Annotated in this window: 10 protein-coding genes; 4 read left to right on the forward strand and 6 right to left on the reverse strand. The window is 76.4% G+C overall.

Annotated features, from left to right (window positions below; all coding sequences use genetic code 11):
- Nucleotides 1-192: 192 nt before the first annotated feature.
- The 3 genes from fxsT to ACH4SE_RS33415 all read right to left on the reverse strand — a co-directional run bounded on the left by fxsT (nt 193) and on the right by ACH4SE_RS33415 (nt 4,770).
- Entirely contained in the window at nt 193-2,622 is a 2,430-nt protein-coding gene (gene fxsT / locus ACH4SE_RS33405) for an FxSxx-COOH system tetratricopeptide repeat protein (protein ID WP_398547332.1), read from the reverse strand.
- A gap of 373 nt (nt 2,623-2,995) precedes the next feature.
- The gene (locus tag ACH4SE_RS33410; RefSeq protein WP_398547309.1) at nt 2,996-3,931 is read right to left on the reverse strand and encodes a sugar kinase; all 936 of its coding nucleotides are present in this window, start codon (nt 3,929-3,931) and stop codon (nt 2,996-2,998) included.
- A gap of 26 nt (nt 3,932-3,957) precedes the next feature.
- Complete coding sequence (locus tag ACH4SE_RS33415) at nt 3,958-4,770, reverse strand: bifunctional 4-hydroxy-2-oxoglutarate aldolase/2-dehydro-3-deoxy-phosphogluconate aldolase (protein WP_398547310.1); 813 nt, start codon at nt 4,768-4,770, stop codon at nt 3,958-3,960.
- Between the two features lie 130 nt (nt 4,771-4,900).
- On the opposite strand from ACH4SE_RS33415, the gene ACH4SE_RS33420 reads away from it, so the two are divergent.
- The 3 genes from ACH4SE_RS33420 to ACH4SE_RS33430 are packed head-to-tail and all read left to right on the forward strand — an operon-like array spanning nt 4,901 to nt 7,721.
- A complete protein-coding gene (locus tag ACH4SE_RS33420; RefSeq protein ID WP_398547311.1) occupies nt 4,901-6,067 on the forward strand; it encodes a mandelate racemase/muconate lactonizing enzyme family protein in 1,167 nt (388 codons plus the stop codon).
- Nucleotides 6,068-6,069: 2 nt separating this feature from the next.
- A complete protein-coding gene (locus ACH4SE_RS33425) occupies nt 6,070-6,984 on the forward strand; it encodes a dihydrodipicolinate synthase family protein (protein ID WP_398547312.1) in 915 nt (304 codons plus the stop codon).
- On the forward strand, nt 6,981-7,721 hold the full coding sequence (locus tag ACH4SE_RS33430) for an SDR family NAD(P)-dependent oxidoreductase (RefSeq protein WP_398547313.1): 741 nt from the start codon (nt 6,981-6,983) through the stop codon (nt 7,719-7,721). The genes ACH4SE_RS33425 and ACH4SE_RS33430 overlap by 4 nt, the downstream gene beginning before the upstream one ends.
- A gap of 215 nt (nt 7,722-7,936) precedes the next feature.
- Here ACH4SE_RS33430 and ACH4SE_RS33435 read toward each other — a convergent pair whose 3' ends face one another.
- The 3 genes from ACH4SE_RS33435 to ACH4SE_RS33445 all read right to left on the reverse strand — a co-directional run bounded on the left by ACH4SE_RS33435 (nt 7,937) and on the right by ACH4SE_RS33445 (nt 11,664).
- Entirely contained in the window at nt 7,937-8,737 is an 801-nt protein-coding gene (locus ACH4SE_RS33435; protein ID WP_398547314.1) for an IclR family transcriptional regulator, read from the reverse strand.
- Nucleotides 8,738-8,839: 102 nt separating this feature from the next.
- The gene (locus ACH4SE_RS33440) at nt 8,840-9,802 is read right to left on the reverse strand and encodes an aldo/keto reductase (protein ID WP_398547315.1); all 963 of its coding nucleotides are present in this window, start codon (nt 9,800-9,802) and stop codon (nt 8,840-8,842) included.
- Entirely contained in the window at nt 9,799-11,664 is a 1,866-nt protein-coding gene (locus ACH4SE_RS33445; protein ID WP_398547316.1) for a hypothetical protein, read from the reverse strand. Before ACH4SE_RS33445 ends, ACH4SE_RS33440 begins: the two co-directional genes overlap by 4 nt.
- A gap of 249 nt (nt 11,665-11,913) precedes the next feature.
- On the opposite strand from ACH4SE_RS33445, the gene ACH4SE_RS33450 reads away from it, so the two are divergent.
- The gene (locus tag ACH4SE_RS33450) at nt 11,914-12,738 is read left to right on the forward strand and encodes an amidohydrolase family protein (protein ID WP_398547317.1); all 825 of its coding nucleotides are present in this window, start codon (nt 11,914-11,916) and stop codon (nt 12,736-12,738) included.
- The last annotated feature ends 71 nt before the right edge of the window (nt 12,739-12,809 follow it).

Here is a 12,809-nt window from a genome sequence, read left to right on the forward strand (position 1 = left end):
GCGGTGGTGCCGGGGTTGCCGGCGAGGGCGTTCTCGTCCTCCGGGTGCGCCACTTCCTGCATACCGGGTTCGCGGCCGCCGCGCTGGAAGAGCTCCAACCGGACACCCGAAACCGTACAGCGACAGGGCCGTTGATGCGGGGCGACTGCTTCCCCGCGGGTCCCTGGTTCCCACCGGGACCCGCGGGCGGCATCAGCCCGTGTTGCCCGTGGCGCCCGCCTGTCCCCGCCAGTAGGCGAGGTTGTGGCGGGCGGTGAGGGTGTCGGGGTGGTCGGGGCCCAGCACGCGCAGCCTGTTTTCCAGCAGCTCCGCGAACGCGGCTGCGGCACCGGCCGCGTCCCCGGCCTCCCCCCGCCACCGGGCGAGGTTTCCGCGGGTGGAGAGGGTGCCGGGATGGTCGGGGCCGAGCACCCGCAGGCGGTCCTGGAGCAGTTCGGCGAAGGCCGCCGCCGCCCCGGCCGCGTCCCCCGCCCGCCCCCGCATGTGAGCGAGGTTGTGGCGGGTGGTCAGGGTGTGGGGGTGGTCGGGGCCCAGTACCCGCAGCAGGTCCTCCAGCAGTTCGGCGAACGCCGCGCCGTCGCCCGCCTGTCCCCGCCAGTAGGCGAGGTTGTGGCGGGTGGCGAGGGTGTCGGGGTGGTCGGGGCCCAGCACGCGCAGCCTGTCCTGGAGCAGTTCGGCGAAGGTTGCCGCGGCGCCCGCCGTGTCCCCCGCGGTACCCCGGCAGTAGGCGAGGTTGCCGCGGGTGGAGAGGGTGTCGGGGTGGTCGGGGCCGAGCACCCGCAATTGGTCCTGGAGCAGTTCCGCCGAGGCCGCTGCGGCGCCCGCCGCGTCCCCGGCCTCCCCCCGCCACCGGGCGAGGTTGCCGCGGGTGGCGAGGGTGCCGGGATGGTCGGGGCCGAGTACCCGCAGGCGGTCCTGGAGCAGTTCGGCGAAGGCCGCCGCCGCCCCCGCCGCGTCCCCCGCCACGCCCCGCCAGTAGGCGAGGTTTCCGCGGGTGGTCAGCGTGTGGGGGTGGTCGGCGCCCAGCACCCGGGACTGGTCGTTCAGCAGTTCGGCGAAGGCCGCCGCCGCGCCTGCCGCGTCCCCTGCCTGACCGCGCCAGAAGGCGAGGTTGTGGCGGCTGGCCAGGATGTCGGGATGGTCGGGGCGGTCGGGGCCGAGTACCCGCAGCCTGTCCTGGAGCAGTTCGGCGAAGGCTGCCGCTGCCCCTGCCGCGTCCCCCGCGTGCCCCCGCAGGGAGGCGAGGTTGTGGCGGCTGGTCAGGGTGTCGGGGTGGTCGGGGCCGAGGCGGGCGGCGGCGGTGGCGGCCAGATGCCGGAAGTGGTCGCGGGCGTCGGCGGCCTGGCCGGCTTCGCCCAGGCTGCGGCCGGCGCGGAAGAGCACGGCGTGGGCGTCGGGCCGGTAGAGGCACCCGGAGGGTTCGGCGCGGTCGGCCAGGACGGCTGCGTTGGCGCGCAGGGCCCGGGCGAGGTCGGTGTCCCGCTCGATCTCGGGCCAGGCGGGCAGCAGCGCGTCGGCGGCCGCGCGGGCGCAGGCGGCGAGTCGGTCGGGGGTGAGGGTGTCGGCGGTGGTGCGCTGGATCAGGGCGTGGACGCGGACGGCCTGGTGCGGGGTGCCGGGGGCGTGGTCGATCAGGCTCAGGCGATGAAGGACCCGCAGCGCCTCATGGATCCGCTCACCGGTCACCACTGACGCCGTGTCTCCCCTGCGGCGCCACCACCGGGTGTTCCGCCTGCGGCCGACGACGCACCACACGCGGGCGGGCAGGGAGGTCAGCACCGCGGCGGGGATGCCGTGGGGGTCCAGGAGGGCGGCCAGTTCGAGCAGGGGGCGGGCGATGCCGCGCGGATCCTGGCGGTCGGCGAGCTCCACCGACAGCGACCAGGTGGCAGCGACCGGTGCGCGCTGGTCGTCGGGAAGGACGCCGGGTGCAGGCAGGGCCTGGTCGAGCGCGCGGGTGCGGTCGGCGAGCCGCGCCCGGTACTCGCCGACGCCGAGGGCCTGGTCGACGAGGTACGCCGCGGCCTGCGACAGCGCCAGCGGCAGGCACCCCAGGTCGTCCGCGAGGGCGGCGAGCTGCTCGTCCGGCTCGGTGCGGCCGTGCGTATCCAGCACACCGGACAGGTAGGCGGCGGCCTCCCGGGTGGAGAACAGGCCGACGTCGATGCGGCGGCCCCTGCCGGTCAGTGCCGCGTCCCTGCGCCGGGTCGTGACCAGGATGCGGCCGACCGGGCTGTCCGGCGGCCACAGGTCCCTCAGGTCCCCGGGGTCGGCGACGTCGTCGAGGACCACCAGCCACCGGTGCGGCTTCGCGCGCAGCCACGCCAGGAACACCGCCGCCGCCCGTTCCGGGTCGAAGGGGTCGGCCCCGCACAACTCCTCCGCGGCCTGCGCGTACGCGGCCAGGACCGCGCTGCGGGAGACCGCGGCCACCCACACCAGCACCTCCACCCGCCGCTCGTCCCATTCCCGGTGCGCGAAGTCCGCCGCGAGCTGGGTCTTGCCGACCCCGCCCATCCCCGTCAGCACCTGGCACAGGACCGCCTCCCCGCCGCCGGCCGCCTCGCGCAACCGCCCAGCCTCCGCACGGGCCTGGAACGACTGCGCCCGGGACGGCACCACACCCACCTGATGCGGCAGCCGCACCGGCTGACGCGGCGGCGCGTGGAAGTGGACGTCGCCCTCGATTCGGCCCGCCGCCAGCGCGCCCCCCGACGCGCTGACGTCCATGTCCCCGCCCACGGCCGTCCCGCCGTCACCCGCGCTCACCGAGGGCCGTGACCTGCCACGCCCACGCTTCTCTCCCACAGCTCCCCTCCCGCGACACCGAGCGACATCCCCGGGCCGGTGGGCCCTCACCACCCCAGCCCAGCACACACGGGGCACCCCGTCATCCCGAACGCCCTGATCCGGCCGCGGCGTTCCGGCACGGCGGGGGCCGCGGGCCTTGGCGTGCCGACACCGATCCGCCCTGCCCGGCCCCGTCCGGTAGGGGTCACCGCGCCGCGTGCCCCGGTCCCCGGGCGAGGAGCGCCAGGTCGTCGCGGGTGGGGAGCGACTCCCAGTCGCCGCGGCCGCCCACGCAGAAGGCGCCCGACGCCGTGGCGCGGGTGAGGCGGTCCTGCGGGGGGAGGGCGTCGAGGACGGCGGAGAGGTAGCCGGAGACGAAGGCGTCGCCCGCGCCGACGCTGTCCACCACCGTGACGGGGAGGGCGGGCCGGGAGACGGTGCCGTCCGGGGTGTGGCAACGGGCGCCCGCGGCACCCGCGGTGACGACGACCTCCGCGACACCGCGGGCGAGGAGGTCGGCGGCGGGGTCGGCGGACGGGGAGAGCAGGGGGAGTTCGTCCTCGGAGGCGAAGACGGTGTCGACGGAGGCGATCAGCTCGCGCAGCACCGGCTCCGCCTGGGCGCGGGACCACAGGCGTGCGCGGTGGTTCACGTCGAACGTGACACGTACGCCCGCCGCCCGGGCGGTGCGGGCGGCGGTCAGGGTGGCCTCCCGGGCGGTGGGGGAGAGGGCGGGGGTGATGCCGGTGAGGTGCAGCAGCGCGGGTGCGGCGGCGGTCAGCGCGGCGACGCACTCGTCCGCGGTGAGGGTGGAGCCGGCCGAACCGGCGCGGTGGTAGCTGACGCGGGTGATGTCGTACGCGGGCCGGTCGAAGGCGACGAAGCCGGTGAAGGCGCCCGCGGCGGTGCGGACGAAGCGGGTGCCGACGCCCTCCGCGCGCAGCGTCCGGCGGACGAGGGCGCCGGGTTCGTCGTCGCCCACCACCCCGGCCCAGGCGACGTCGTGGCCGAGGCGGGCCAGGCCGATGGCCACGTTGCTCTCCGAGCCCGCGACCGACAGCTGCGCCGCCCCGCCGAGCCGCAGCGGCCCGGGCGTGCGGAGGGAGGCCATGGCCTCGCCGAAGGTGAGGACTTCGGTCACGGGGGCTGCTCCTGCCGGGCGGTGGGTCACGCGGTGGGCCGGTCGTGCGGTACGGGCGCGTGCGGGCTCCCGCCGGGTACGGCCCCGGAGCCGCCGTCCGCCGGTGCGGGCGCGGGTGCGCCCGGCCGGTCGCGCGGGTCCCGCCGGGGCCCGCCCTCCGCCGGTGCGGCCTCGTGCGGCCGCCCGCCGGGTGCGGGGCCGGGCCCGGCCGCCCGCCCGGGTGCGGACACCGCATCCAGCAGCTCGGCCGCCCGCGCGGCCAGGGCGGCGGGCGAGCCGCCCGTCCCCGCGTCGCCGAGCAGCGGCGCGCCGACGCCCACCGCCCGTGCGCCCGCGGCCAGGTACGCGGCCGCGGTGTCCGCGCCGATGCCGCCCACCGCCACGAGCGGCGCGTCCGGCAGCGGTGCGAGCAGCGCCCGCAGGTAGCCGGGGCCGTGGAGGCCGGCGGGGAAGACCTTGACCGCGGTCGCCCCGAGGTCGAGCGCGGTCGCGACCTCCGTGGGTGTCAGGGCCCCGCACAGCAGCGGCACCCCGTTGGCGACGCTGCGCAGCGCACCGGGGGTGAGCGCCGGGGTGACGACGAAGTCCGCCCCGGCCCCGGCGGCGGCGTCCGCGTCCGCGGCGGTGCGGACGGTCCCGGCCCCGATCAGCACCGTGCCGGGGAGCTCGGCCCGCGCCCGCGCGACGGCCTCCAGCGCGCCCGGCGTCGTCAGCGAGACCTCAAGTGCCGTGACACCGGCGCCGGCCAGCGCGCGGACGCAGGCCAGCGCGCGCCCGGGCCCGTCCGCGCGGACGACGGCGAGCAGCCGGCGCCGGGTCAGCTCTTCCAGCACGTTCACGGGACCTCCGGGGTGAGGGGCGGCGGGATCGGGGGGAGGGCATCCGCTAGTGTGGATGGAGCATCCAGAATGCGCAAACGACATGCACCAAGCAAGGCGAAGATCCCCGTTCCGAGGAGAGAGAGCCCGCGTGCGGATCACCCAGGTGACGACCTACGTCATCAAGCAGCCGGCGGAGTCGGCCTACCTCGGCAGGCTCGACGACGGCACCGCCCCCCGCCCCGAGGACGGCTACTTCGTCCGGCCCCCCTGGCGCAGCCTCTACTCCGCCCGCATGGAGACCCTGCTCGTCCGTGTCGTGACCGACGAGGGCGCGGAGGGCTGGGGCGAGGCGCTGGCGCCGGTCGGGCCCGAGGTGGTCGCGGCCGTCGTCGACCGCATGCTCGGCCCCTGGCTGCTGGGCCGCGACCCGCGTGCCGTACGCCCGCTGTGGGACGGCATGCGCGACCTCATGCGCGAGCGCGGCCACCTCGTGGGCCACCAGGCGGACGCGCTCGCCGCCCTCGACACCGCCCTGTGGGACCTGGCCGGAAGGATCGCGGGCCTCCCCGTCGCCCGGCTGCTCGGCGGCGCCTACCGCACGCACATCCCGGTGTACGTCTCCGGCCTGCCCGAACCCACCGACGAGGGCCGGGCGCGGCTCGCCGCCGAGTGGGCGGCGAAGGGGGCGACGACCGTCAAGCTCGCCGCCGGAAAAGGGGTGGAGGCCGATCTCGCGACGTACGACGCGGTGGCCGCGGCCGCCCCCGGCGTGCGGATCGCGGTGGACGCGCACTGGGCGTACGGCCTGGCCGAAGCCCTGGAGCTGGGACGCGGACTCGACCGCCGCCGGGCCCTGTTCTTCGAGGCGCCGCTCGCCCCGGAGGACACCGAGGGGCACCGCGACCTGGCCTCGCGCATCACCACCCCGGTCGCGGTGGGCGAGTCCCTGCGCAACCGCTACGAATTCCGCGACTGGCTCGCCCGCCGCGCGCTCGGCCTGGCGCAGCCGGACGTCGCCCGTACCGGCATCACCGAGGCGATGACGATCGCGGCGCTCGCCGAGGCCCACCACGTGCCCGTCGCCTGCCACCACTCGGTGGGGCTCGGCGTGGCGACGGCCGCGGGCCTGCACGTGTCGGCGGCCGTGCGCGACAGCCCCTTCTTCGAGTTCCAGCCCACGACCGTGCCCTACGCCCAGCGCATCCTGCGTGAGCCCCTGGACGCCGGGCCGGCCGGCTTCACGCTGCCGGAGGGCCCGGGCCTGGGCGTCGAGGTCGACCGCGACACCGTAGAAGCCCTGGCGAAGGAGAGCTGACCATGCCCCGCAACGACACGCCCACCGGCCTGATCCCCATCCTCGCCACGCCCTTCACCGGCGACGGCCGCCTCGACGTCCCCTCCCTGCGCTCCCTCGTCGAGTTCCAGCTCGGCTGCGGCGTCGACGGCCTCGCCGTCTTCGGCATGGCGAGTGAGGGCTTCGCGCTGACGGCCGGCGAGCGGGCCACGATCCTGCGCGAGGTCCGGGACGTCGCGGGCCCGGACCTCCCCGTCGTCGCGGGCGTCAACGGCACCAGCACCGTCCTGGCCGTCGAGCAGGCCCGGCAGGCGGCGGCGGGCGGCGCCTCCCAGCTCATGGTGCTGCCGCCCTTCCTCGCCAAGCCCAGCCGGCAGCAGACGATCGACTTCTACGCCGAGGTGGCGGCGAGCGGCGAGGCGCCCGTCATGGTCCAGGACGCGCCCGGCGCCACGGGCGTCGCGATCGACCCGGCGGCCGTCGCGGCACTCGCCGCGCAGGCGCCCGGCGTCACGTCGGTGAAGGTCGAGGCGCCCCCGACACCGCTGAAGGTCGCGGCGGTGACCGCCGCCGTCCCCGGGTCCTTCGCCGTGCTCGGCGGGCAGAACGCCGTGGCCGTCATCGAGGAGTACGACAACGGCGCCGTCGGCACGATGCCCGCGTGCGAATTCGCCGACCTGCTGCGGGGCGTCCTGGACGACCTGGCGGCGGGACGCCGGGCGCAGGCCCGGGAGGCGTTCGGGCGGCTGCTGCCGCTCATCCAGATCGGCATGCGGCCCGGGCAGGCGTGGGCGGTGCACAAGGAGGTGCTGCGCAGGCGCGGCGTCATCGCGTCCGCCGCGGTGCGGCTGCCCGCGCAGGAACTGGACCCGCTGACGGCGAGGGCGCTGGACGAGATCCTCACCGAGCTGCCCATCGCCACGACGGTGCCCGCATGAGCCGCGCCGTGCTGCTGGTCGGCAGCACCTCGCCCATCGGCCACGCGATCACCGAGGCCTTCGCCGCCGCGGGCGACCGCGTCATGGGCGTCTCGGTCGGCGGCGCCGCCCACCCCGCCCTCACCGCCGACCTCACCCTCGACGCCGGTACGGCGCAGGGCGCGGACGAGGCCGTGGCCCGTACGGTGGAGCGGCTCGGCGGCATCGACGTCCTGGTGCTCGCGGCCGCCGCCATGGCGCCCGCCCCGGCCCACCGGGCGAGCCCGGACGACTGGCACCGCGCGATCGGCAGCACCCTGCACGCCGCCTACTTCCCGGCCCGCGCCGCCCTCCCCGTGCTGCCCCGCGGCGGCAGCATCGTCGCCGTCAGCTCCGTCAACGCCACCCTCGCCGCCCCCTGGCTCCCCGGCTACTCGGCGGCCAAGTCCGGCGTGGAGGGCCTGATCCGCCAGCTCGCCCTCGACTACGGCCCGCGCGGCGTCCGCGCCAACGCCGTGGCCCCCGCCATGATCGGCAGCGACCACCTCCCGCACGTCACCGAGGGCTACCCCCTCGGCCGCGTCGGCACCCCCGCCGACGTCGCCGGCGCCGTCCTCTTCCTCTCCTCCGCCCCCTTCGTCACCGGAGTCGTCCTCCCCGTCGACGGCGGCCTGTCCATCGCCTCCCCCGCCGCTTTCCTCCGCCCCGACCTGCGCGCGAGGCTCTACGACGACACCCCCGACCCGGCGGCGGGCTGAGCCGCGCACCGGCGGCCGGAGACGGCCCGGAGCCCGCGGCGCGGCGGCGCCGGCCGGCCCGGCACGACGCGCGGTCCGCGTCCGTGGTCCGGGTTCCGGCCGCACCGGCGGCGCCTCCGCGGCCACCGGTGCCCGCCGCGGGCGGCCGAGGCTCGCGGCCGCGTGCGCGGCCGGGCCGCGCTCGGTGCTCGCGCCCCCGGACCGCGCCGGTGCGGTCACTTCCGCGGCGGGGGCGCCAGGGGCACGGTGTAGCCGAGGGCGACGGACAGCTCGTCGGCGGCCTCGATCACCGTCAGCGCCAGCTCCTGCTGACGCCTGGGGAGGTCGAGGTCGGAGAGGGGGCCGCTCAGGGAGAGGGCGGCCGCGACCGCGCCGCCGCGGGTGCGGATGGGGGCGGCCACGCACGCGCGGCCGAAGGCGAGTTCCTCGACCTCGGTGGCGTAGCCGCGGCTGCGGATCTCGGCGAGGGCGGGCTCCATCGCGGCGGGGGTGGTGAGCGTGCGGGGGGTGTAGGCGTGGGCGGGGCCCGCGGCGAAGTAGGTGCGGACGTATGCGGCGGGCTGGGCGGCGAGGACGGCCTTGCCCATGCCGGTGGCGTGCAGCGGCGCGGCGCGGCCGGCCATGGTGAAGGACTTGGCGGAGCGGGCGCCCTCGAAGTTGCAGAGGTAGAAGAGGCGGTCGTCGCGGAATTCCGCGAGGTTGACGCCGAGGCCGGTGGCCTGGGCGAGGCCCTGGGCCACCGGGCGGCCGGCGCGGTAGAGGGGCGAGCTGTTGAGGGCCACCGAGCCGAGGGTCACGGCTGCCGGGCCCAGGCGGTAGAGGCCGGTGCGGGCGTCGGGCACGACGAAGCCGAGGCGGTCGAGCGTCGACATCATCCGGGAGACGGTGGACTGCCCGAGGCCCGTCCGCTCGCACAGCTCGCTGACGCGCAGCTCGCTGTGCTCGTCGGTGAAGCAGGTCAGCAGCGACAGCGCGCGCTCGACGGCCTGCGTGCCCGCGCCGGATTCGGCTGCCATGGTCCTCCCGTCCGGCCGCGGGACCGTACCCGCTATCCGTCATCCAGGATGTGCAAGGCGGTTGCACATCCTGGTAGACGGTAGCGCACCCCGGGCGCCGGCTCAGCCGGCCGCCCCCAGCAGCTCCTCCGGCACGAACCCCTCCGCCGCCAGCCGCGCCCACAGCTCCGCGGGGACCGGCAGCCGGGCCGCCGCCGCGTTCGCCGTCACCTCGGCCGCCGACCGGCAGCCGAGCACGACCGACGTGACGGCCGGGTGCAGGAACGGGAACTGCACCGCCGCCGCCGGGAGCGGCACGTCGTACTCCGCGCACAGCTCCTGGCAGCGCCGGGCCCGCGCCAGCGCCACCGCCGGGACGGGACGGTAGTGGAACATCGCGCCGTCCGAAGGGTCCGCGAGCAGGCCGGTGTTGAAGACGCCGCCCACCACCACCGCGGTGCCGCGCTCCGCGCACAGCGGCAGCAGCGTGCCCATCGCGTCGTGGTCCAGCAGCGAGAAGCGGCCCGCGATCAGCACGACGTCCACCTCGTACGCCGCGACGTACGCGGCGAGCGGCGCGCTGTGGTTCATCCCGAAGCCGATCGCCCGGACCAGGCCCTCGTCCCGCAGCCGCCGCACCGCCTCGTAGGCCGTCGCCCGCACCTCGTCGGCGTAGTCGTCGGCGTCGTGCAGGTAGAGGATGTCGACGGACGAGCGGCCGAGCCGCTCCAGGCTGGATTCGAGGGAGGCGCGGATGCCGCGCTCGGTCCAGTCGGTGACGACGTCGGTGCCGGAGCCGTCCGCGCGCGGACGCAGCAGCCAGCCGGTCTTCGTCGAGATCACCGGATCGGTGATCCCGGCCGGCTCCAGGAGGCGGCCCAGCCGCTCCTCGGCCTGGCCGTGCCCGTAGCGCGGGGCGGTGTCGAAGTAGCGGACGCCGGCGCGGGCGGCGGCCCGGAGCGTGGCGGCCGCGTCCTGTTCGGTGACCTCCTCGAAGAGACCGCCGAGCGGTGCGGTGCCGATCCCCAGCGGGGGCAGCGCGAAGGGCAGCCGGGAGGGCGTCCGGCCCTGCGGGGCGAAGGTCATCGGGGGGCCTCCCACGGGGTGTGCCGGGCGGGCTGCGCGCCGCGCAGCGTCATCGTCAGTGTCAGCCGTACGCGCGTCCCGCCGGGCAGCGCGACCGTGCAGTAGCGGCCCTCGACCGGCTGCGGGGCGCCGTCGTCGGCGCGCACGGTGTGCAGGACGTGCTCGGCGAACGAGCCCGCCTGGACGAGGACCGTGCGCGGGGCCGGGCCGAGGTTCACCAGCTCCACCACCGTGTGCTCGGGGCGGATGTCGCGGACCAGCGCCGCCACGTCCGGGGGCAGGCCGGGCCGCCGCGCGGCGGCGTCGTGGTAGCGGACGTGCAGCTGCGCCAGGCCGCCGTTGTAGAGGACCTGCGGGGAGCCGGTGGTGAGCTGGAGCAGGGCCTCGGTGACGACCGGGTTCAGGTTCTGCCAGTGGTGGATGCCCAGGGCGTCGGGCCCGGTGGCCGGGTCGGTGGTGTCGGCCTCGATCGCCGCGAGCCGCTCGGCGCACACGTCGAGCGCGCCGGCGAGCATGCGCTCGGGGAAGCCGTCGTTGCGGCCGTGCAGGAATTCGTGCCACGGCTCCTCGTGGCCGCACTCGTCCTTGGTGCGCTGGAGGTGCACCTGCGTCCAGTCCCACCGCGAGCCCGCGCGCAGCCGCTCCACGCGTTCGGCGTCGGCCTCGTCCCGGCTGAAGTGCCACAGGGCGAGGGGGAGCTGCGTCGGCATGACGGTCCAGTCGAACCAGCCGGAGTCGTTGTGCCGCTGCGGCACCATCAGCGTCGGCATCCCCGGGATGGTGGCCAGGTGCGGGCGCCACCGCCGGCCGAGGGTGCCCATCCGGTCGGCCGTGCGCTGCTCGGCGCGCGCGAGCACCGCGTCCAGCGGGTTGCGGGCGAGGTCCAGGAAGCCCTGGTCGCCGGTCACCAGGCTCGCGTTGACGGCGCCGACGATCGCGGCCGAGGCGACGGACGACAGCCCGTGCGGCCAGGACCAGCCGTAGTGGCCGCCGTACCAGCGGCCTTCCAGGTACTCGCCGACCGCACCGCCGAGCCCGGCGTTGTCGGGCAGCACCTCGTGCCCGGCGAGCCGTTCGCGCCAGGCGCCGGTGTACTCCGCGACCCAGTCGGCGTGGCGCTGCTCGCCGCCGAGCAGCCACGCGTTGGTGGCGAGCGTGGTGGAGGCGAGGTTGACCAACGTGTCGCCGCGGCCCATCCGCTGCCACATGACCTGCCCGTACGCCCGCGCCCGCCCGGGGTCGCCGGCCAGCTCGTCGAAGGAGGTGACGCCGGTGCCCCAGTCGAGCGGGAGGCCGTACGGGCGCAGGGCCTGGCTCCACGGGAAGTACGTGTCGTGGTCGCTGAATCCGGGGCGGGGGCCGCCCGAGCCGTTGTGCGGGGCGGTGATGACGCGGTGCGCCGGGTCGTAGTTGGGGCCGCCGGGCAGGTAGAGGTCGGCGAAGCGGGTGGCCAGGCCGCGCAGTTCGGCGTCGCCGGGGTCGGCCAGGCACAGGCCGTAGAAGAGCAGCATGCCCTCGCCCTGGTGGAACCAGTCGTAGCCGCGCTCCATGCCGTCCACGACCAGGCCCATCTCGGTGAGCTGCCGCGTCACCCCGCGCCAGTGCCGGCGGGCCGCGGCGAGCAGGTCGGTGCTGCCGCCGAGCAGGTAGAGGGTCGGCCAGTTGAAGAACGGCTCGTAGAAGTCGTCCACGCCGTCCCGGTCGTCCAGGCCCTGGCCGAGCGCGTCGCGGAAGACGAGGCGGCCGTCGCCCTCGGTGTAGCGGTCGGCGAAGACGCGCCAGGCCGCGTCCTGGCGGGCGAACAGCTCGCGCTCCAGCGCGGCCCACCGCGGTGCCTCGGAGAAGCGCCGGGTGGCCGTCATTTCCGGCCCCGGCGTGGCGGGGCCCGCGGGTCCTGACCCCGCGGCCGTCCCGGTGGGCGTCATCGGGCTGCCCCTCTCACCGCGGGCCTGTCGTCGCTTCGTTCCACCCCGAGCATCGGGAGCACACCCGACCCTTCTTTATCGCCCATCGATAGCCGATTGCTAGCCTTCAGGGTGCCGACAGCCGTGTCAAGAGCCGTCCACACCCTGGGGACAGGTGCGCGGCAGCCCGGGAAGGGGGAGTCCGCCGTGATCGACTGCCATGCCCACCTGTGGGACCCGGGTGAGGGTTTCCCCTGGATACGGCCCGGTTCGCCGCACCACCGCGCCTTCACCGCCGACGACCTCGCGGCGGCCGGCGAGGGCACGGGCGTCACCGGTACGGTTCTGGTCGAGGCCTCCCGCGGCGACGCGGGGGAGACCGCGCGGCTGCGCGAGCTGCGGCGGCAAAGACCCGATGTCATCGCCGGATACGTCGGCAACCTCCACGTCCACGGCGACGCGGGCCCCGCCCGTTTCGCCGCGCTGCTGGAGGAGTGGGGCGACACCCGCCCGAACGGCATGCGCCTGGGCGGCGCGGAGTGGGCGGACACCCCGCGGGCCGCCCGTGCCCTGGTGCCCGTGCTCGCGGAGACCGGCACCGCGCTCGAACTCAACCTGTACGGCGGCGCGCTGCGCGCCGCGGCCGAGGCCGCCGCCCGCCATCCCGCCCTCACCGTCGTCGTCGACCACCTCGGCAACCCGCCGAACCTCCGGGAAAACCCGGAAAGCTGGCGCAGGGACATGGAGACTGCCGCCAGACTGCCGAACGTGAACATGAAAATCTCCGGTCTGCTCACCCAGCAGCACGGCGTCCCGGACGACCGGGTCGCGGCGCTGGTGCGGGAGGTGGTGGGCACCTTCGGCCCGGACCGGTGCCTCATCGGCTCCGACTGGCCGATCTGCCTGCCGCGCGGAAGCCGTGCGCGCTCGCTGGCGGTCGCGGGGTCGGGGATCGCCGCGCTGCCGGCGGCGGAGCGGCGCAAGGTGACGGACACCTCGGCCGTCCGCGTCTACCGGCTGCGGGGGCGGTGACGGGGTGCGGGATGTCCGAATGGGCCCGGTCAGCTATCGATAGACGATAAAAGTGCGTATCATGGGGGGGA

It is taken from the genome of Streptomyces sp. NPDC020983 (genome assembly GCF_044333485.1).
Taxonomy (GTDB): Bacteria; Actinomycetota; Actinomycetes; order Streptomycetales; family Streptomycetaceae; genus Actinacidiphila.